At 68.3% G+C, this 18,649-nt stretch carries 17 protein-coding genes; 6 read left to right on the top strand and 11 right to left on the bottom strand.

Translation table 11 applies throughout. The features are described 5' to 3' along the window. Positions 1 to 34: 34 nt before the first annotated feature. Genes ACSGC5_RS00500 through ACSGC5_RS00490 form a run of 3 tightly spaced genes read right to left on the bottom strand, consistent with a single transcriptional unit; the run spans position 35 to position 3,167 of the window. Entirely contained in the window at positions 35 to 943 is a 909-nt protein-coding gene (locus ACSGC5_RS00500; protein ID WP_434968674.1) for a carbohydrate ABC transporter permease, read from the bottom strand. Continuing rightward, a complete protein-coding gene (locus tag ACSGC5_RS00495) occupies positions 940 to 1,854 on the bottom strand; it encodes a carbohydrate ABC transporter permease (protein WP_434968673.1) in 915 nt (304 codons plus the stop codon). The genes ACSGC5_RS00500 and ACSGC5_RS00495 overlap by 4 nt, the downstream gene beginning before the upstream one ends. Further along, the gene (locus tag ACSGC5_RS00490; RefSeq protein ID WP_434968672.1) at positions 1,851 to 3,167 is read right to left on the bottom strand and encodes an extracellular solute-binding protein; all 1,317 of its coding nucleotides are present in this window, start codon (positions 3,165 to 3,167) and stop codon (positions 1,851 to 1,853) included. The genes ACSGC5_RS00495 and ACSGC5_RS00490 overlap by 4 nt, the downstream gene beginning before the upstream one ends. A gap of 197 nt (positions 3,168 to 3,364) precedes the next feature. Between ACSGC5_RS00490 and ACSGC5_RS00485 the strand changes: the two genes are divergently transcribed. The 3 genes from ACSGC5_RS00485 to ACSGC5_RS00475 all read left to right on the top strand — a co-directional run bounded on the left by ACSGC5_RS00485 (position 3,365) and on the right by ACSGC5_RS00475 (position 6,342). Continuing rightward, positions 3,365 to 4,522 carry an ROK family protein gene (locus tag ACSGC5_RS00485; RefSeq protein WP_434968671.1) on the top strand — a complete coding sequence of 386 codons (1,158 nt, stop codon included), beginning with the start codon at positions 3,365 to 3,367 and terminating at the stop codon, positions 4,520 to 4,522. An 87-nt stretch (positions 4,523 to 4,609) separates the two neighbouring features. After that, positions 4,610 to 5,056 carry a MarR family winged helix-turn-helix transcriptional regulator gene (locus ACSGC5_RS00480; protein WP_434968670.1) on the top strand — a complete coding sequence of 149 codons (447 nt, stop codon included), beginning with the start codon at positions 4,610 to 4,612 and terminating at the stop codon, positions 5,054 to 5,056. After that, entirely contained in the window at positions 5,053 to 6,342 is a 1,290-nt protein-coding gene (locus tag ACSGC5_RS00475) for an MFS transporter (protein WP_434968669.1), read from the top strand. Before ACSGC5_RS00480 ends, ACSGC5_RS00475 begins: the two co-directional genes overlap by 4 nt. 32 nt (positions 6,343 to 6,374) lie before the next feature. On the opposite strand, the gene ACSGC5_RS00470 is transcribed toward ACSGC5_RS00475, so the two are convergent. Continuing rightward, positions 6,375 to 7,493, bottom strand: a complete 1,119-nt coding sequence (locus tag ACSGC5_RS00470) for a glycerate kinase (protein WP_434968668.1) — start codon at positions 7,491 to 7,493, stop codon at positions 6,375 to 6,377. A gap of 41 nt (positions 7,494 to 7,534) precedes the next feature. On the opposite strand from ACSGC5_RS00470, the gene budA reads away from it, so the two are divergent. Further along, positions 7,535 to 8,251: an acetolactate decarboxylase gene (budA, locus tag ACSGC5_RS00465; RefSeq protein WP_434968667.1), complete on the top strand. Its 717-nt coding sequence runs from the start codon at positions 7,535 to 7,537 to the stop codon at positions 8,249 to 8,251. Between the two features lie 9 nt (positions 8,252 to 8,260). Here the strand turns inward: budA and ACSGC5_RS00460 are convergent, their stop codons facing one another. Next, positions 8,261 to 8,809 carry an OsmC family protein gene (locus tag ACSGC5_RS00460; protein WP_434968666.1) on the bottom strand — a complete coding sequence of 183 codons (549 nt, stop codon included), beginning with the start codon at positions 8,807 to 8,809 and terminating at the stop codon, positions 8,261 to 8,263. 141 nt (positions 8,810 to 8,950) lie between these two features. Next, on the bottom strand, positions 8,951 to 9,580 hold the full coding sequence (locus tag ACSGC5_RS00455) for a TetR/AcrR family transcriptional regulator (RefSeq protein ID WP_434968665.1): 630 nt from the start codon (positions 9,578 to 9,580) through the stop codon (positions 8,951 to 8,953). An 83-nt stretch (positions 9,581 to 9,663) separates the two neighbouring features. On the opposite strand from ACSGC5_RS00455, the gene ACSGC5_RS00450 reads away from it, so the two are divergent. Then, positions 9,664 to 11,157, top strand: a complete 1,494-nt coding sequence (locus ACSGC5_RS00450; protein ID WP_434968664.1) for an MFS transporter — start codon at positions 9,664 to 9,666, stop codon at positions 11,155 to 11,157. A gap of 30 nt (positions 11,158 to 11,187) precedes the next feature. On the opposite strand, the gene ACSGC5_RS00445 is transcribed toward ACSGC5_RS00450, so the two are convergent. The 3 genes from ACSGC5_RS00445 to ACSGC5_RS00435 are packed head-to-tail and all read right to left on the bottom strand — an operon-like array spanning position 11,188 to position 14,629. After that, entirely contained in the window at positions 11,188 to 12,033 is an 846-nt protein-coding gene (locus ACSGC5_RS00445) for a transglutaminase family protein (protein ID WP_434968663.1), read from the bottom strand. Continuing rightward, positions 12,030 to 12,962 carry an alpha-E domain-containing protein gene (locus tag ACSGC5_RS00440; RefSeq protein ID WP_434968662.1) on the bottom strand — a complete coding sequence of 311 codons (933 nt, stop codon included), beginning with the start codon at positions 12,960 to 12,962 and terminating at the stop codon, positions 12,030 to 12,032. The genes ACSGC5_RS00445 and ACSGC5_RS00440 overlap by 4 nt, the downstream gene beginning before the upstream one ends. Next, a complete protein-coding gene (locus tag ACSGC5_RS00435; RefSeq protein WP_434968661.1) occupies positions 12,956 to 14,629 on the bottom strand; it encodes a circularly permuted type 2 ATP-grasp protein in 1,674 nt (557 codons plus the stop codon). The genes ACSGC5_RS00440 and ACSGC5_RS00435 overlap by 7 nt, the downstream gene beginning before the upstream one ends. Before the next feature lie 100 nt (positions 14,630 to 14,729). Here ACSGC5_RS00435 and ACSGC5_RS00430 point away from each other — a divergent pair, with 100 nt between their 5' ends. Continuing rightward, positions 14,730 to 16,289 carry a molybdopterin-dependent oxidoreductase gene (locus tag ACSGC5_RS00430; RefSeq protein ID WP_434968660.1) on the top strand — a complete coding sequence of 520 codons (1,560 nt, stop codon included), beginning with the start codon at positions 14,730 to 14,732 and terminating at the stop codon, positions 16,287 to 16,289. A 136-nt stretch (positions 16,290 to 16,425) separates the two neighbouring features. Here the strand turns inward: ACSGC5_RS00430 and rocD are convergent, their stop codons facing one another. Beyond that, on the bottom strand, positions 16,426 to 17,652 hold the full coding sequence (gene rocD / locus ACSGC5_RS00425; RefSeq protein WP_434968659.1) for an ornithine--oxo-acid transaminase: 1,227 nt from the start codon (positions 17,650 to 17,652) through the stop codon (positions 16,426 to 16,428). Further along, the gene (ddaH, locus tag ACSGC5_RS00420) at positions 17,649 to 18,536 is read right to left on the bottom strand and encodes a dimethylargininase (RefSeq protein WP_434968658.1); all 888 of its coding nucleotides are present in this window, start codon (positions 18,534 to 18,536) and stop codon (positions 17,649 to 17,651) included. The genes rocD and ddaH overlap by 4 nt, the downstream gene beginning before the upstream one ends. Between the last annotated feature and the right edge of the window lie 113 nt (positions 18,537 to 18,649).

The raw sequence follows: 18,649 nt of genomic DNA, 5'->3' as shown, positions 1-18,649 counted from the left end.
GCAGATCGAGAGCGGAAAGCGCCGGATGCGGGGCTCACCCCTTGATCGCACCCTGGGTGACTCCCGCCATGACCCAGCGCTGAGCAAACAAGTACGCGACGATCGCGGGTGCCATGGCCATGAGATACGAGGCGAACGACACGTTGTAGTTGTTGCTGAACTGGTTCTGGAAGAGGTTCTGCCGCACCGGCAGAGTCTGGAGCGCGGGGTCGGAGATGATGAGGGAGGGCATCATGAAGTCGTTCCAGGCGTAGAGGAACGCGAAGATCCCGACTGTCGCGCTCATGGGTGCCAGGAGCGGAAAGATCAGCCTCCAGAAGGTCTGCCACGTGGTAGCACCGTCGATACGCGCGCTCTCTTCGAGCTCGATCGGGATCGAGCGCAGGAACGCAGTGAACAGCAGCACGCTGAAGCTCAGTTGGAACATCGTGGCCAAAAGGATGACCCCCAGCGGATTGTCCAGCCCGAGCCTGCCGGTCAGCTGGATCTGAGGCAGAGCCACGACCGGGAAGGGGATGAACATCGCGGCGAGCAGGTAGAAGAACGAGTAGCGGAACAGTCGACGGTCCCAGTTGCGCACGATCGCGTACGACGCGAATGCGGCGAGGACGATGGTCGCGAACACCGTGCCCGCCGTCACCAGGATCGACACCGCCGCGCCGATCGGGAACCTGGTGAGGGTCCACGCCTCGACGAACCCATCGACGCTGAAGGGCGCGGGAAGCGAGAATGCGTTGCCGTCGACTGCCTGTTCGGTCGTCTTCAGCGACATGCTGATCGTGACGTAGAGCGACAGCAGCACCGTCACCGAGCACAGCAGGAGGATGATCGTGCCCGACCAGGTGACGCGTTCGCCGCGGCGTTTCGCGGGCCGTTCACGATGGGCGCGGGGCGCGAGGGCGGCATCGGCCTGTTCGAAGGCGAGCGCGGGCTGACTGGTCATGAGATCTGGTTCCTTCCGCGCGTGAGCGAGAGTTGGAGGATCGAGATAGCCACGGCCACGAGGAAGAAGATCGTCGCGTTGGCCATCTGGTAGGCGTAGTCGCCCCCGTTGAAGCCCGCGATGATCGTCATGGCGACGCTGCGTGTCGCGGTGCCGGGGCCGCCGTTTGTCAGCCCGACGATGATGTCGTATGCGTTGAGGAAGCCCTTGAAGCCGAGGATGACGTTGATCACCACGTAGCCGGCGACCAGCGGGAGGGTGATGCGCAGGAGTTGCTGCGTCTTCGATGCACCGTCGAGGTCCGCAGCTTCGTAGACATCGCCGGGCACCGAGAGCAGCCCCGCGATGTAGATCAGCAGCGTCCCCGGAATGGCCTGCCAGGCGGTGACGATGACGATCGCGATCCACGCGAGGTCGGGGTTGGCCAGCAGACTCGTTTCAAGGAACGGGACCCCGAGAGCGGCCCCGGCGGCGGGGAGCGAGTTCGAGAAGAGGAAGTTGAAGACGTAGGCGATGATGATGCCCGAGATCACCATCGGGATCACGAACACCGCGCGAAGCCCCGTGCGGAACCGGATGCGAGAGGTCAGCCCCACAGCGAGCAGGAACGCGGCGACGTTGACCACGATGACTGTCGCGATCGAGAAGCCGATCGTGAAGAGGTAACTCTGCAGGATCGCCGGGTCGCTGAACAACGCGATGTAGTTGGTGAACCCGATGAGGTTCCAGGATCCGATGCCGATCGAATCGGTGAAGCTGAAGAAGATGCCCATGACGGCAGGCACGGTGATCGCCAGCGTGAACAGGGCGAGCGTGGGCAGCAGGAACACGTAATAGATCGGCTCGACACGACGCGTGCTGCGCTGCCCGCGTCGGTCGGCTCCTGTCACCAGGGTGGAAGTGGCGGTCATCGTCCGGACTCCTTCGTCTCGGTCTGGGCGGGCGCCCCGAGCGCGTCGCCGGTCGTGGGTGCGGGCTGGCGGAAAGCCAGACGCGCCCAGTCCTCGTCCATCGTGGCCAGCACGGATGCCGGCGGTGCACCCAGCACCATGGCCTGCGCGTAGTTGAAGACCGGGATCGTCTTGGGGACGAGCACGGACGGCCCCTGATAGACCTGGCCCGCGTCGTAGTACTCGCGCATTCCCGCGATCCGAGGATCGCTCGGCGCCGGCGCACCGGTGATCGGCGTGAAGCCGAGCTGCGACTCGTTGTAGGCCTCGATGTTCTCGGGCTGATAGAGGTACTCAAGGAAGTCGCGGGCGGCCTCCTGATGCCGAGAGCCCTCGGGGATCATGGCCGCGAGGTCCATGTTCACGCGCACCGCGAGATCGTCGGGGTCCTCGGTCATCGGAAGCGGGAAGGTGCCCACCTTCAGGTCGGGCGACGTCTTGGCGATCTCGCCGAGCGCCCACGGACCCTGCAGGTACATCGCTGCCTGTCCCTGCGCGAAGGCCAGATTGCCGTCTCCGTATCCGCGGCTCGGCGCATCGGCATTCACGTAGTTCTCGACCAGCTGCATCATCCGGTCCATCGGCTCCGCGAAGTCCCGCTCGAACGAGACGGCGGAGTCCGGACCGACGTCGGCGCCTTCGGCCGCGAGGTCGTCGAAGAACCGCAGCACGTCCAGCGAGCCGCCGACCGAGTAGTCGTACCAGCCCTGCCCGACCGTCCAGTCATCCTTGAAGGTTCCGTAGAACGGCGTGATGCCCGCAGCCTCCAGCGCGTCTGCCGTGGCCAGGAGCTCCGACCACGTCTGGGGCACGTCGAGCCCCAGCTGCTCGAAGATCTCCTCGTTGTAGATGACGGATGCCGCCATCACCGAGTAGGGCAGTGCGCTCGTCCGGTCGGGGCACGTGCCGTACTGGTCCATGAGCGGCTGGAGATCGGGGCGGATCCGCGCGGCGGCCTCGGTACCGGACAGGTCGCTCAGCGCACATCGCTGCACGAACCGCGCGACCTCGTAGTTGTAGTTGGCGAGCATGATGTCCGGTGGGTTTCCGCGTACGAAGCTTGCCGAGACGACGTCGACTCCCGAGGTGTCCATCTCGACGCGCACCTGGCCTTGCGAGGCGTTGTAGTCCTCGACGAGCGCCCTCATGAAGTCCAGGGCCTCACGCTTGCTGAACGTGAAGCGAATCGTCTCTCGGCCGTCCGCAGAGCAGCCGGCCAGCATCGTGGCGCTCATGGCGGCCACGGCTGCGGCGGCTCCCGCGGTCCTGAGCATCCGTCGTGATCGTGACACCGTCGTCCTCCGTGTGAGCAAAATCGTCGTTGATTAAATTTACTCGCCAAATCAAAGTTCTCCCGGCAGTATTGCAGGACATCGCCCGAAAGATCAAGACCCTTATGCCCACGCCGCTCACGACTCCTGAATCGGTGTCCCGCGACCCCGCCCCTCCCCGTCCGGCCAGCCTGTACGCCATGTTTCGATACGCGTGGGACGCGGAAGAGTTCACCGCCAGCGACGCCATGGGCGCTACCGGCCTGACCCGGTCGACCACCATCGAAGCCATCGACACCCTGTGCGAGCTCGGCTTGGTCGTCGAGCTGCCCAACGCCCGCGAAGCCGGCGACTACCGCAAAGGGCGCCCCGCTCGCCGCTTCATCCTTCGCGCCGACGCCGCCGTTCTGGTCGGCGTGGACGCCGGGAACAGCCACATCGGCGTCACCCTCACGGATCTCCGATCACACCCCCTCTCGCAGCAACGCGCGACGCGCGCCCTCGACAGCGACGACGGGCCGACGCGCCAGGGTCTGCTCTCAGGGCTGATCGACGACGCACTCACGGCGAGCAACCGCACGCGCGAGGACGTCCTCGCGGTGTGCGTGGGCGTCCCTGCTCCGGTCGACAGGTCCGGTCGCTCCCCCCGTCACCCGAATGGCTTCTGGGAGCGCATGAACCCGGACCTGGTCGACGTCCTTTCCTGGGCACCGCTGGTGCGGATCGAAAACGACGCCTCGCTCGCGGCCTTCGCCGAAGCAGAGTGGGGCGCGGCACGAGGATGCGAGGACTACGTCGCCCTCCTGGCAGGCGACCGTCTCGGGGCGGGGGTCGTCGTCGACGGACACCTCCTGCGCGGTAGACACGGGGGCGTCGGCGAGATGGTGGCTTTCGATTATGTCCAGGGCGTCGGCGGAGCGGACGGGCTCGGCATCCGCGCGGCGCGCCTTGCCGAGGATGCGCTCGCAGCGACGGACGCGAGCGCGAGCAGTTCCCTCCGCACGCTGGGACCCGGTCAGCTCGATGGAAAGACCGTGCTTGAGCACGCGCACGCGGGGGACCCCGTCGCGCGCCGCGTCGTGAATCAGGTCGGCGACATCCTCGCGCGCATCGTCAGCGTGCTCGGGAGCATGTACGACCCCCAGCGGGTCATCGTCTCGGGTGCGATCGCGGACGGGATCGACGAGGTGGTCGCCGCCGCGCGGCGGTCCTTGCCGACGGACATCGACCTGCCCGCCCCCGACCTCATCGCCTCGACACTCGGCGCGGACGTCGTTGCGCGAGGGGCAGTCGCCGCCGCAGCCGCCCAGGCTCGCGCCCAGACCCTCGACGTCTGGCCGCCGCGCGGTCGGCGCTGACAACGCACCGCGGGCTCGCCCACGCCGATGCCCCGCGTTCGCCCACGATTCTTTAACAAAGCTAATGAGCTATGCTAAGTAACCGACATGAGCCAGTCCGCGCCCTCCGAGGATCACCCCTTCGCCGATGAGGCGACACAGGTACGCATCGGCGTATTCCGCTTCGCCAGGCGCATGCGCACCCAGCGCGCCATCGACTCGATGAGCGACGGACAGTTCTCTGTGCTTGCCTCGCTCGTGATCAACGGCCCGCAGACGCCGGGTCAGCTAGCCGACAGTGAGCGCGTGTCGGCGCCGTCGATGAACCGCACCGTCAATTGCCTACAGGACTCGGGCTACGTCGAGCGATCGGCCGACGCCACCGATGGACGCAAAGTCATCGTCACGATCACCGAGAGCGGACGCGCTGTCGTGGAGGAGACCGTCAAGCGCCGCGACGCGTGGGTCGAGCAGACGCTCGCGTCCCTGGGGAGCTCGGACCGCGAAGTCCTCGTCCGTGCCGCTGCCATCATGCAGGGACTGGCCGGAGCATGAGCACCATGTTCCGGTCCCTCGGGATCTTCAATTACCGCGTCTGGTTCATCGGCGCGCTCGTGTCCAACATCGGCGCCTGGATGCAGTCGACCGCGCAGAACTGGGTGGTGCTGACCGAGCTGACCCCGGGCGACGCGGGGGCCGTCGGCATCACCATGGCCCTCCAGTTCGGCCCCCCGCTCGCCCTGGTCGGGGTCACCGGCTGGGTGACCGACAGATTCGATCGCCGCCACATTCTGTTGGCCACGCAGGCGGTCTCGCTCCTGCTCGCGGCAGCGATCGGAACACTCATCCTCACCGGCACCATGACGCTGCCCCTCATGTATGCCTTCGCCTTGGCGCTCGGCCTGGTCGCCGCATTCGACAACCCGGCGCGTCAGGCTTTCGTGTCCGACCTCGTCACGCGCGAGAACACGAGCAATGCGGTTGCCCTCAACTCGGCATCCTTCAACGCGGCACGGATCATCGGACCTGCCGTGGCGGGCCTTCTCATCGTGCTGGTCGGTACCGGCTGGATGTTCCTGGTCAACGCGCTGACTTTTCTCGCGACGATCGGCGCGCTGCTGGCCATGCGCCGGCGCGAGCTGGCCCCCCGGGTCATCATGGAGGGCCGCTCACGCCTGTCGGACGGCTTCCGCTACGTCGGGACGCGACCCGATCTGATCGTGGTCTTCATCGTCGTGTTCCTCGTCGGCGCCTTCGGTATGAACTTCCCGATCTACGCATCCACGATGGCGCTGGAATTCGGCGCGGGAGCCGACGGCTTCGGCCTCCTGAACTCGGTGCTCGCAATCGGCTCGCTCACGGGGGCCCTGCTCGCCGCACGACGCGACCGCGCGCGGGTCCGTGTCGTCATCGCGGGGGTCCTCGGCTTCGCGGTGGCATCCGCGGTCTCGTCGGTCATGCCGACGTATGCGCTCTACGCGGTGACGCTGGTGTTCACGGGGTTCGCTGTGGTCACCATCCTGTCGACCGCCAACGGCTACGTCCAAGCCACGACGGATGCGCATATGCGCGGTCGCGTCCTCGCGATCTACATCGCGATCCTCCTGGGCGGAACACCCGTGGGCGCGCCGATCGTGGGATGGGTCGCCGACGAGCTCGGCCCCCGCGCCGCGATCCAGCTGGGGACCCTTGCCGCGCTCATCGCCGCGGCGATCGCCATCACCTGGTTGGTGTGGTCCGGGCGCCTGCACCGCGGCGGCCGACTGCGGCTTCGGTTGGATGAGACCCGCCCGCTGCGGATCGTCACCCAACCGATTGCGCACACCCCGTCGCCTCGCTGAGCACTGGCGACGCCGTGCGCCAGCGCGGGATGCTACAGCCGCCGCGAGAGGAGGGCGCCTGCTGTCTCGAGGTGACGCTGCGGCTCCGCCCGCGCGGATGCCCCCTCTCCGGCGATGTCGGTCAGCGAGAGCGTCGTGGCAAAGGCGGAGAGGTCTGCGCCCTGCTCGATACGCCCGGCCACCAGAGCTGCACGCGCCCCCGCGTCGCGAACGATTCGGGCAACGACGCACGGCAGCTTCCCCGACGCCGATCCGACGTCGTAGGACCCCTCTCCCGTGATCACGACAGTGTCGGGGTGAAGCAGGTCGCGGAGCCCGGCGAGTTCTGCCACGTATGCCGCGCCCGACACGAGCTGCGCGCCCCAGGCCCGTAGCGCGAACCCCGTACCGCCGGCAGCGCCGCCGCCCGGCATGTCGTGCGGCCCGGCGAGATGACCCGCCCACCGCGCGAGTATCGCGTCCGCCTCGGCGACCTCGCTGGCCTGCAACCCCTTCTGCGGCCCGAAGGCGGCAGCCGCGCCCCGAGGACCGCACAGCGGATTGTCGACGTCGGCAAGCGCGACGACTCCGCCGGCGGGTGGGCGCGCCATGCCCGAGAGGTCGACACGGACGAGGTCGCGCAGGCCCCGGAGGCCGGGGCGGATGGGCGAGCCCTCCGCATCGGTGAGCTGCGCCCCCAACGCGCGCAGCATGCCCGCGCCGCCGTCCGTGGAAGCACTCGAGCCCAGGCCGACGACCAGCCGCGTCACACCGTCAGCCAATGCCGCGGCCATCGCCTGTCCCAGCCCCTCCGTGCCCGCATCCCAGGGACGCAGCCTGCCGGCGAGAGCCTCGATCCCCGAGGTCGACGCCACCTCCACGACGCCGGTCGCGCCGCCTCCCCGCGGATCCGGCGGCAGCAGCACCCACACGCTGTCGTGGCGCGCACCGTCGGCGCCCGTCACGCGGACGTGGCGTCGACGCGCGCCGGGAATCGCAGCCAGAAAGGCCTCGAGGGTTCCTTCCCCACCATCCGCCAGTGGCCGGAGCACGACCTCATCACCGGGGCTCTCACGACGCCATCCGCGCGCGAGCGCTTCTGCGGCGTGGTGCGCGGAGATCGAACCCTTGAAGCTGTCGGGCGCGATCACCACCCGCCGCCGCACCGTCATGCCCGGGAGTATACGGATGCGGGGAGCGCTAGCCTCGGGTCGTGACCACACCGCGCCACACCATTCACCAGACGAGTGTCATCGCCGCGCTTGTGGACGGGGTCTACGACGGTGAGACGACCGTCGGCACGCTCCGCCGCCGTGGCGACTTCGGCATCGGTACCTTTGCGGGGCTCGACGGCGAGCTCGTCCTCGTCGACGGCACCTGCTACCGACTCCGCGACGACGGCTCCGCCTCTGTGGCCGGGGACGACGAGAGCGTGCCGTACGCCGTCGTCACCCGGTTCACTCCTCACCACTCCTTCACGATCGACGGGACGCACACGCGCGCGGAGGTCACCGCGATGATCGACGCGACCCTCGGATCCTCGAACTACATGTACGCCGTGAGAGTGGAGGGCGTGTACGAACGGATGACGGTTCGGGCGGTGCACGTTCAGCAGCATCCGTACCGCCCGCTCGTGGAGGCGACGGCCGAGCAGGCCGTGACCACCTTCTCCGGCGTGCGGGGCACAGTCGTCGGTTTCCGCACCCCGGCGTTCGAGGAGGGCCTGTCTGTTCCGGGCTATCACGCCCATTTTCTGCTGTCCGATCGCACCGGCGGCGGACATGTCCTGGACCATGTGATGACACACGGAGAAGTGCACGTGTGCGTCGGAACGGATCTGCACCTCGAGTTGCCGCGTAGCGATGAGTTCGCCCGGGCGCACCTCGACCCGGACGACCTGCGCGAACAGGTCGACCGGGCCGAGTCCTGAGGGGGTCGATCAGCGCACGGTGATCGCGGTGGTGACCGGCGTGGGGTTGGCGAACAGGTCGAGCACGGGACAGTGGGCGTCCACGACCTGGCGAAGGCGCTCATAGTCCGCTGCGCTGGCGTCCCCGCTGACCTCGATCGACACCCGCACCTGGGAGAACCCCGGCCGGACCGTGTCGTCCTTGCCGAAGAGCCGAGCGGCGTCGAGGTCGCCTTCTGCCGTGACCTCGATGCCATCGAGCGGGATGCCGAGGGCGTGCGCATACAACCGGAAGACGACGACCTGACACGCGGCGATCGCGCCGAGCGCGTACTCGACAGGACTCGCTGCCGCGTCGTCGCCGGCCAGCGCGGCCGGTTCGTCGATGACGAACTCGTGTCCGCCCGCGCGGACACGAGTCGCGACAGCTCCCTCGCCGACACCGCGAACGCGGTAGGTGAGGTGGGCTGCGGTGCGGTCTGCGTCGATTCGCGCTCCCCAGGCGGATGCCGCAGCATCCAGCCGGGACGCGCGCTCGCTGGCGATGTCAGATGCGGATGAAGAGACGAGAGTAGTCATGCGGCGACGGTAGACCCTGGACCGGCACGGCTCGAAGTCGGCCTGTCATCTACGGTCACGCCGGGTCATCTCCCGTCATGCGCGGTCATCTATCGTCATCCGGCGTACTGCGCCGCGCCACCCAGGTCAGTCGAAGCGCTCTCACGAGTCGGAGCGCACGACTCCCGCCGCGGGCAAGAGCACCTCGTCGATGATCGAGAGGAGGAACTCCCGCGTGATCGGCTCGCGCTGCGCGAGCGTGCGGAAGGACACCATGGCGGGCATGAGCGCAGCGAGGTGATCCACGTCGATGTCGGGGCGAGTCTCGCCCCGCTCTCGTGCGCGCTCAAGAAGGATGCGGTTTGCCGTGATCCGCGGCTGCAGAATCGCCGCGTACGCGGTACGGGCCAGTTCGGGCTCACGGGAGACGAGCGAGACGATGCCGCCCATGACGTGCATCTTCTGGTCGGCATCTGCGGCGGCCGGCGCCCGCACGAGAGCGACAAGGTCTCCGCGCAGAGTCCCGGTGTCGGGCAGGTGCGCAGGGTCGAGATCCTTCATCTTCATGCAGGCGACGGCATCGATGACCAGATCGGCCTTCGACGGCCACCGGCGGTAGACAGTCGCCTTGCCCGCCCCGGCCCGGGCCGCGACCATGTCGATGGTCATCCCGTCGAACCCCTGTTCTGCGAGCACGGCGATCGTCGCATCGAGGATGTCTGCGTCGCGAGAGGCATCGCGGGGCCGGCCGAGGCGGGGCGCGGCGGTGGAGGCCGTCGTCTCCGAATCCATCACACTCCTCGCTGTCCGTTCAGCCAGTCTACTTCGGGAACCGTTCATTTCCGATACTAGTCGGTTTCGTATACGCTGACGGCGTGACGACTCCGACCTCCCCGGCCCCGACGACTCCTGCAACGCGCCGATGGTGGACGCTCGGCACGGTGGCCATCGCCCAGCTCATGGTCGTCCTCGACGCGACAGTGGTGAACATCGCGCTGCCGGCTGCGCAGGCCGATCTCGGGTTCTCCGATGGTGATCGTCAGTGGGTGGTCACCGCCTACTCCCTCGCCTTCGGGAGTCTCCTGCTTCTGGGCGGGCGCCTGTCCGATCTGATCGGACGCAAGCTCGCCTTCCTCATCGGGCTCATCGGCTTCGCCGTCGCCTCGCTCCTGGGCGGTCTCGCGGGATCCTTCGAGATGCTGGTCGCCGCGCGTGCGCTGCAGGGCGTTTTCGCGGCACTTCTGGCCCCGACAGCTCTCGCGGTGCTGACCACGACATTCACCATCCCGCGCGAACGCTCCCGGGCGTTCGGCGTCTTCGGAGCGATCGCGGGAGCCGGTGGCGCCGTCGGGCTCCTGCTCGGCGGGTTCCTCACCGAGCAGTTCGACTGGCGCTGGAACCTCACCATCAACGTCTTCTTCGCGGCGATCGCCTTCGTGCTCGCTCTCGTGTTCGTGCCCGCGGCCAGCCGCCAGGGGCCGCGTCCGCAGCTGGACATCCCCGGCACGCTCCTGGCCTCGGCGGGCCTGTTCGCCCTCGTCTTCGGGTTCTCCCGCGCGGAGTCAGACGGGTGGGATGCGCCGCTGACGTGGGGGTCGCTCGTTGCCGCGGCAGTGCTCCTCGTCGGCTTCGTGGTGTGGCAGCGCGTGACCGCGCACCCCCTCCTCCCCCTCCCGGTGGTCGTCGACCGCAACCGCGGCGCATCCTTCATCTCGGTCATGATCACCGGCGCCGGCATGTTCGGTGTCTTCCTGTTCGTCACGTACTACTTCCAGCTGACGCTCGCCTACACACCCATGCAGACCGGCGTGGGTTTCCTCCCGATGATCGTCATGCTCGTGTTCGCTGCGCAGTTGAGCACGAACGTCCTGCTGCCCCGGCTCGGACCCAAGATTCTCGTGCCCACCGGAATGCTGCTGGCCGCGGCGGCGATGATCCTGTTCACGCGCCTGGGCACGGACAGCACCTATCTCGACGCGCTGGCCCCGCTGCTGGTCCTGGGGTACGGGATGGGAACGATCATGCCCGCCGCCATCCAGACGGCCACACTCGGAGTGGACCGCCGCTACGCCGGCGTCTCCTCGGCCATGGTCAACACGAGCCAGCAGGTGGGCGGCTCGATCGGTACTGCCCTGCTGAACACGCTCGCAGCCACCGCGCTGGCCGACTACGTCGCCGCCAACCAGCCGGTCTCCGACACGGTCCTGGCCGACGCCGCGGTGCACAGCTACACCGTTGCGTACTGGTGGAGCGCCGCGTTCTTCATCGTTGGCGCCGTCATCGCGGCCGTGCTCTTCCGACGCAAGCGATTCTCGGTCGCGAGCGCTTTCCACAGCGAGACGGCGGAGTCACCCGCCCTCGCGCACTGACGCCGTCGCGGGGTTGCTGCCGGATGCCTCTCACGCCTCGCGCGTGATCGTCACCTTCACCGACATGTCGCTCTTGAACGGCCCCGCATAGACGCCGCGCACCGGCGGCACGTCGTTGTAGTCGCGCCCGCGCCCCACGAGCACATGGCGGTCGCCGATCTCGGTGTTGTTGGTCGGGTCGAAGCCCTCCCACGACCCCGAGAACCACTCGACCCAGGCGTGCGACTCCCCCTCGACGGGCACGCCGACCTCGGCGTTCGCCTTCGGGTGCAGGTATCCGGAGACGTAGCGGGCGGGGATGCCGACCTCGCGCAGGGCTCCGAGCACGATGTGTGCGATGTCCTGACAGACGCCCTTGCGCGCCTCCCATGCCTCGGCGCCGGCGGAGTGGACGCCGGTGACCCCGTGGACGTACTCGACGGCGTCGCCGATCGCCATCGCGATCGCGTGCGCCGCCTGCCCGGGCTGGTCGTGCTGCGCGGCGATGGAGCGGGCGATCTCGGCCACCTCGGGGTGCGGCGCCGTGCGCGCCGTCTGCCCGAGTTGCTCGACGATCTCCACGGAGCGCGCGGACTCTCGGCGCAGCTGATCCCACGTCATGTCGGCGTGCTCAAGGGGGCGTGGCCTCACCTCGACCAACGAGCGTGCAGTAAGGGTCAGCGCGGCGTGCGGCGACAGGATGTCGAACGAGGTCACGCGCGTGCCGAAGTAGTCCACGTAGTGGTTGACCGACGTCGACGGCTCGATGTCGAGGGACGCGCTGAGCACGAACTGGCTGTCGGTCGAACCCGGCAGCATCCGCGCCTCGTTGTACGACGCCGACACATCGCCCTGGTACGCGAAGGCGGTCTGGTGCTCGATGCGCAGGCGCTTCATGAGAGCTCTCCGATCCAGCTGGGCTCTGATTGCGTCGGGAAGAAACGCTGACGGATCGCCTCCGACGCCTCGCGGGTCACGACCTGCACGCGTTCCATCTCGTCGGGAAGATCGCTGAGGATGTCGGCGACGGGCGTGTACTCGAGCTCGTTGCGGATGCGGCCGAGGACGCGCAGCACGGTGTTGGAATGCCCCACGCGGTCGGCGCGCGGGTCAATGGCTGACATACACTCCTCGGCCTGCTGGATGGAGTAGATGATCGACCGCGGAAACAGGCGGTCCAGCAGCAGGAACTCCGCCGCGTTGCGCGCACTCGGGATGCCGCGGTAGGTGCGCAGATATGCCTCGTATGCGCCGCACGAGCGGAGGATCGTCGTCCACGACGGCCCCGACGCCTCCGTCAGCGACCGCGTCGCGAGGAGCCGGGCGGTCATGTCGGCGCGTTCGATGCTGCGTCCGAGGGTGAAGAACTGCCAGGCCTCGTCCCGGCTCGTGGACGAATCGACGATCCCCACCGCGAGCGCCGCCCGCTCACGCGCCCACTGGAAGAAATCGTGCACCTTGTCGGTCTGGAGACGTCGCGGCATCCGGGAGTTCGTCGTGTTCAGACACTCCCACAGCTCGGTGGAGACGATCTCCCTCGCGCGTCGGGCATTCTCGCGCGCGGAGGTGACCGAGTACGCGATGCTCGATGGATTCATCCGGTCGACCGCGAGCCGCTGCAGAACGTCCCCGCGACCGACGACCTCCAGCCCGTCCGGGGGAACCGATCCCATGACACTCAGGAGCGAACGGCAGGCGGTGTCTTCGTCGATCCAGGGATCTTCGAGCAACAGCTGGAGGTGCACGTCGAGGATACGAGCGGTCCCGTCGGAACGCTCGATATAGCGACCGATCCAGAAGAGACTCTCGGCGATGCGGCTCAGCATGGTGCGCCATCCTTGCCCTGCTGCTGTTGCTCCTGCTGCTCGGAGTGCGAGCGTGGCCGCTCCTGCGGCGAGTGCGTCGGCTGGGTCTGCTCGGGGGAGATGATCGGAATCGCCTCCGTGACCGAGGCCTGATCGGCGACGAGCCCGGCAAGCCCGTGGCCCTGTCCGTACTCGACGTGGGGCGGGGCGTCGCCGCCGACGATCCACGTGTCCTTCGATCCCCCACCCTGACTGGAGTTGACGACCAGTTGCCCCTCGGGCAGGGCGACGCGGGTCAGGCCTCCGGGAAGCACCCACACTTCGTCGCCGTTGTTCACCGCGAACGGGCGCAGATCGGCGTGCCGCGGCCGCACTCCCTCCTCCACCAGAGTCGGGATGGTCGAGAGCATGACAACCGGTTGCGCGATCCATCCGCGGGGGTCGGCCAGCAGCCGCTTTCGCAGCCGCTCGAGTTCGGCGGGTGAGGCATCCGGCCCGACGACAAGACCCTTGCCGCCCGAGCCGTCAACGGGCTTCACGACGAGCTCGTCGAGGCGGTCGAGCACCTCCTCGAGAGCGGTGGGGTCCTCCAGGCGCCACGTGTCGACGTTGCGCAGGATCGGCTCTTCGGCGAGGTAGTAGCGGATGAGATCGGGCACGTAGGTGTAGAGGAGCTTGTCGTCGGCAACGCCGTTGCCGACCGCGTTCGCGATCGTGACGTTGCCCAGTCGTGCCGCCAGCAGCAGACCGGGAGCTCCGAGCATGGAGTCGGCCCGGAACTGGAGCGGGTCGAGGAAGTCGTCGTCGACGCGCCGGTAGATGACATCCACGCGCTGCGGTCCCCGAGTGGTGCGCATGAAGACCTTGCCGCCGATGCAGACGAGGTCTCGGCCCTCCACGAGCTCGACCCCCATGAGGCGAGCCAGCAGCGTGTGCTCGAAGTAGGCGGAGTTGTACACGCCGGGCGTGAGCACGACGACGTTCGGATCCTCGATGCCGGGGGGCGCCGACGCACGCAGCGCACCCAGCAGTTTGTTCGGGTAGTCGCCGACCGGACGCACCCGCATCGACACGAACAGCTCGGGAAGGGTCTGGGCCATCACGCGCCGGTTCGAGATGACGTAGCTGACCCCGGAGGGCACGCGCACGTTGTCTTCGAGTACGCGCATCTCGCCGTGCTCGTCACGGATGAGGTCGATGCCCGAGACCTGGATGCGTACACCGTTGGCGCTGTGGATGCCCGCCGCCTGCCGGTAGTAGTACTGCGACGAGGCGATCAACGCCGCAGGCAGGACACCGTCGCGGACGCAGTGCTGCCGGCCGTACGCGTCGTCGAGGAAGGCCTCCAGCGCCCGCACCCGCTGCGACACACCCGCCTCGATCCGCGACCACTCGTCGTAGGTGATGACCCGGGGCACGGCATCCAGCGGGAAAGGGCGTTCCTCCCCCGCGAAGTCGAAGGTCACCCCCTGCGCGAGGTACGAGCTTGCCAGGGACTCGGTGCGACCTCGCAGCTCTTCCTGCGTCATCTGCGCGAGCGCCTGATACAGCTCCCGATATGCGCGCCGAGACTCGGCGGATCCGTCCTTGGCAGGTGCCTTCGCGAACATCTCGTCGAACGGAGGGACTCCGGAAGCGGTCTTTCGCGTCGACGCGGTGGAGCCGTATCCGTCGAACAGGTCACCCATGGCACGAGCCTAGCCGCGGGCGTGTTGCACGGGTGTTTCCATCTTTCCGATTCCTTACGGACGGGCCGCACCCTGCCGATACGCCATTAGCCTCGGGAACGTGGGTGACACCCGACGCACGAAAGACACCGCTGTCGCCGCTCTCGCAGGAGCCGCCGCGGCGGTCCTCGGAGCGGGGATCGGAGAGCTGTCCGCGGCTCTGTTCGCTCCCGCATCCAGCCCCTTCGCGGTCATCGGCGGTGCGATCATCGACGCGGCACCCCCCTGGGGCAAGGACCTCGCGATCGCGTTGTTCGGCACGAATGACAAGATCGCGCTGCTGACGGGCATCGGGATCGTCCTGGTTCTGCTCGCTGGGCTCGCGGGCATCCTGCAGGTGCGCAGACCGCCGTGGGGACTCGTGCTTCTCGGCGCGTTCGGCGCCGTCGGAGCCGTCGTCGCCCTGACCCGCAGCGACGCGAGCGGCATCGCCTGGCTCCCCTCGGTCATCGCCGGCGCCGTGGCGGTCGTGACGCTCCACCTTCTCGTCCGGATGCTGCAGCGCCGCGCCGATCGCGCGGTGGAGGATGCGCCGGACGCGGGTACCCGCCCCAGCCGCCGTCAGGCGTTGGCGTGGATGGGCGGCGCCACCGTCGTGGGCGTCATCGCGGCAGTGGCCGGAAACATCGCCCGTGGCGGAGCACGCGCGGTCACGACGGTGCGCGAGGCACTGACCCTCCCCGCGCCCGCGACCGCGGCGCCCCCGGTACCCGCCGGTGCCGAACTCGACATCCCGGGCATCTCCCCCCTCATCACGCCGAACGCCGAGTTCTATCGCATCGACACCGCCCTCGTCGTTCCGCAGGTCGACCCTGCGACGTGGAGCCTGCGCATCCACGGCATGGTCGAGGAGGAGATCGAGCTCACGTGGGACGAGCTTCTCGACCTGCCGCTGGAGGAAAGCACCACGACACTCACCTGCGTCTCGAACAACGTCGGCGGAGACCTCGTCGGCAACGCGGTGTGGCTCGGCTACCCGATCCGGGAGTTGCTCGCCCGGGCGCGGCCGACCGCTGAGGCCGACATGGTGCTATCGATGTCGGTCGACGGCTTCACCGCGGGGACTCCGTTGGAGGCGTTGACCGACGACCGCAACGCGATCCTGGCGATCGGCATGAACGGGGAACCGTTGCCGCCCGAGCACGGCTTTCCGGTGCGGATGGTCGTGCCGGGCCTGTACGGCTACGTCTCGGCGACCAAGTGGGTCGTGGACCTCGAGGTCACCCGATTCGATCGGGCGGAGGGGTACTGGACGCCGCGGGGCTGGTCGGCGCTCGGTCCGATCAAGCTGCAATCCCGCATCGACGTCCCGCGTTCGGGAATCACCCTTCCGGTCGGCGAGACCGTCATCGCGGGTGTGGCCTGGCAGCAGCACATCGGGGTCGCGGGGGTCGAGGTGAAGATCGACGACGGCCCCTGGCGGCAGGCCGATCTTGCCCCGGCGATCTCCGACGACACCTGGGTGCAGTGGAGCATCCCCTGGGCTGCTGACGAGCCCGGCCAACACACCATCCGGTGCCGCGCGACCAACGTCGAGGGCCAGACCCAGACGCCGGACCAGGCGCCCCCCGCTCCCGATGGCGCAACCGGCTGGCACACCATCATCGCCAACGTCGCCTGACCCCGCCATCCGCCGAACCCACACCGTCCGCGGCGAGCCCACACCTTACACGCGCAAGAACCTGTGGGTTCGGCGCGGATGCTGTGGGTTCGCGCCTCGGGGGGGGCGGGGGGGCGGGCGGCGGGCGGCGGGAACCTCAGTGCGCGAGCACGACGCGGAGCTGCTCGACCGCCCAGTCGATCTCGGTGGCACGGATGACCAGGGGCGGCGCGATCCGGATCGTTTGACCGTGGGTGTCCTTGACCAGCACGCCGCGCGCAAGCAGCCGCTCAGCGACCTCCCGGCCTGTGCCGACCTGGGGGTCGATGTCGATGCCGGCCCAGAGGCCGGCGACCCGGACCGCGCTCACGCCGTGGCCGACGAGTTCGACCAGGCGCGATTCCAGGTGCGCCCCGAGTGCGCGAGCACGCTCCTGGAACTCGCCCGTCGAGAGCATCTCGACGACGCGTTCCCCGATGGCCGCGGCGAGGGGGTTGCCGCCGAAGGTGGAGCCGTGCTCGCCCGGACGGATCACCCCGAGGACGTCGGCGTTCCCGACAACGGCAGACAGGGGAAGGATGCCGCCGCCCAAGGCCTTCCCGAGCAGGTAGACGTCGGGCACCACCTGTTCCCGGTCGCAGGCGAACGTCTCCCCGACCCGCCCGAGGCCGGACTGGATCTCGTCAGCGATGAACAGCACGTTGTGCCGGTCGCAGATATCGCGGACGGCGCGGAGATATCCGTCCGGCGGCATGACGATCCCCGCCTCACCCTGGATCGGTTCCAGAAGGACAGCTGCCGTGTTCTCGTCGATCGCCGCCGCGATGGCATCCGCATCGCCGAACGGCACCTGCACGAACCCCTCGCTGTACGGTCCGAACGCATCGCGGGCGGCAGGATCATCCGAGAATCCGACGATCGTGATCGTGCGACCGTGGAAGTTGCCGCCGGCGACGATCACTCGCGCCGAGTCGGCCGGGATTCCCTTGACGCGATAGCCCCACGCGCGGGCGACTTTGATTCCCGTCTCGACAGCCTCGGCACCGGTATTCATCGGCAGCACCATGTCCTTGCCTGCCAGATCGGCAAGCGACGCGGCAAAGGTCCCGAGCTTGTCGTTGTGGTAGGCCCGGCTGGTCAACGTCAGCCGGTCGAGCTGTTCCCGCGCCACCGCGAGAAGCGCCGGATGCCCGTGGCCGAAGTTCAGGGCCGAGTACGCAGACAGCAGATCGAGGTAGCGCTTGCCTTCGACATCCGTGACCCACGCACCCTCGCCGCGGGAGATCACCACCGGCAGCGGGTGGTAGTTGTGCGCGAGGTGTTCGTCCTCGGCCCGGATGATCTCGAGCGTCGTCGTGTCGACAGGAATCTGCGCGCCGCTCACGCCGTCGCCTCCGTCGCGCGCAACTCCAGGGTGCAGCACTTGATGCCGCCACCTCCGAGCAGGAGCTCGGACAGATCGATGAGAACCGGGTTGTAGCCACGCTCGCGCAGCTGCGCCTCGAACCCGGCGGCACGCGGCGAGATGAACACGTTGTATCCGTCGCTCGCGGAGTTCAGACCGAAGACGGCGCCGTCGGCATCCGCCACCCGGATCGCGTCGGGGAAGCGCTCGGCAAGGATCTGCTGGCTGCGCTGGTCGAATGCGCCAGGAAGATACGCGATGTTCGCCGCGTCCGGGCCGCCGTTGTCCGCGCCGATCACGGGGTCGAGTACCGAGATCGCCGTGTCGAGGTGGTAGAAGCGCGGGTCGGTGAGCGTCAGCGACACGACTTCTCTGCCGAAGACCTCGCCGACCTCCCGGTGGCTGTCGCCGGTGGAGCGGAACCCGGTGCCCGCGAGGATGACGTCGCCGGCGAGCAGGAAGTCACCCTCGCCTTCGTTGACTTCGTCGGGGATGACGGTCTCGAACCCTGCAGCGCGGAACCAGTCGATGAAGTGGCGCTCCTCGCCCGCACGCTCAGCGAAACGGAACTTGGGCGCGTAGGCGATGCCGTCGATCACGAAGCCGCCGTTTGCCGTGTAGACCATGTCGGGCAGTCCCTCGGCGGGGTCGATGAGCTCGACCTCGTGTCCGAGCTCGAGGTACGTGTCATAGAGCACCTGCCACTGCGCGACGGCCTTGGCGGTATCGGTGGGCTTGGCGGGCTCCATCCACGGGTTGATGGTGTAGCTGACAGTGAAGTGCTCGGGGCGGCACATGAGGTAGCGGCGGCGGTGAGCCGTGCGGGTCGTTCCGGTGGTGTGCGCGGGCGTCGTGGTCGTCACGTCGTTCTCCTGGAGAGTGCGGGTGGCGGACGCTGTCCAGAGGCCCGGCGGAGCAGAAGGATGCCGGCGACACGGGCACGCCGGGCACTATTCTCGCACGACCTCGGCACGAA

Source organism: Microbacterium sp. bgisy207 (genome assembly GCF_965345035.1).
In the GTDB taxonomy this organism is placed as follows: domain Bacteria; phylum Actinomycetota; class Actinomycetes; order Actinomycetales; family Microbacteriaceae; genus Microbacterium.
This window is presented reverse-complemented; position numbering and strand designations above follow the sequence as displayed.

What these genes read in the sequence shown, in the direction of transcription:
- ACSGC5_RS00495 (WP_434968673.1), bottom strand. Translation starts at nt 1,854, where the DNA reads ATGACCGCCACTTCCACCCTGGTGACAGGAGCCGACCGACGCGGGCAG.
- ACSGC5_RS00490 (WP_434968672.1), bottom strand. Translation starts at nt 3,167, where the DNA reads ATGCTCAGGACCGCGGGAGCCGCCGCAGCCGTGGCCGCCATGAGCGCC.
- ACSGC5_RS00475 (WP_434968669.1), top strand. Translation starts at nt 5,053, where the DNA reads ATGAGCACCATGTTCCGGTCCCTCGGGATCTTCAATTACCGCGTCTGG.
- ACSGC5_RS00470 (WP_434968668.1), bottom strand. Translation starts at nt 7,493, where the DNA reads ATGACGGTGCGGCGGCGGGTGGTGATCGCGCCCGACAGCTTCAAGGGT.
- ACSGC5_RS00455 (WP_434968665.1), bottom strand. Translation starts at nt 9,580, where the DNA reads ATGGATTCGGAGACGACGGCCTCCACCGCCGCGCCCCGCCTCGGCCGG.
- ACSGC5_RS00445 (WP_434968663.1), bottom strand. Translation starts at nt 12,033, where the DNA reads ATGAAGCGCCTGCGCATCGAGCACCAGACCGCCTTCGCGTACCAGGGC.
- ACSGC5_RS00485 (WP_434968671.1), top strand. Translation starts at nt 3,365, where the DNA reads ATGTTTCGATACGCGTGGGACGCGGAAGAGTTCACCGCCAGCGACGCC.
- ACSGC5_RS00460 (WP_434968666.1), bottom strand. Translation starts at nt 8,809, where the DNA reads ATGACTACTCTCGTCTCTTCATCCGCATCTGACATCGCCAGCGAGCGC.
- ACSGC5_RS00480 (WP_434968670.1), top strand. Translation starts at nt 4,610, where the DNA reads ATGAGCCAGTCCGCGCCCTCCGAGGATCACCCCTTCGCCGATGAGGCG.
- ACSGC5_RS00435 (WP_434968661.1), bottom strand. Translation starts at nt 14,629, where the DNA reads ATGGGTGACCTGTTCGACGGATACGGCTCCACCGCGTCGACGCGAAAG.
- ACSGC5_RS00500 (WP_434968674.1), bottom strand. Translation starts at nt 943, where the DNA reads ATGACCAGTCAGCCCGCGCTCGCCTTCGAACAGGCCGATGCCGCCCTC.
- ACSGC5_RS00440 (WP_434968662.1), bottom strand. Translation starts at nt 12,962, where the DNA reads ATGCTGAGCCGCATCGCCGAGAGTCTCTTCTGGATCGGTCGCTATATC.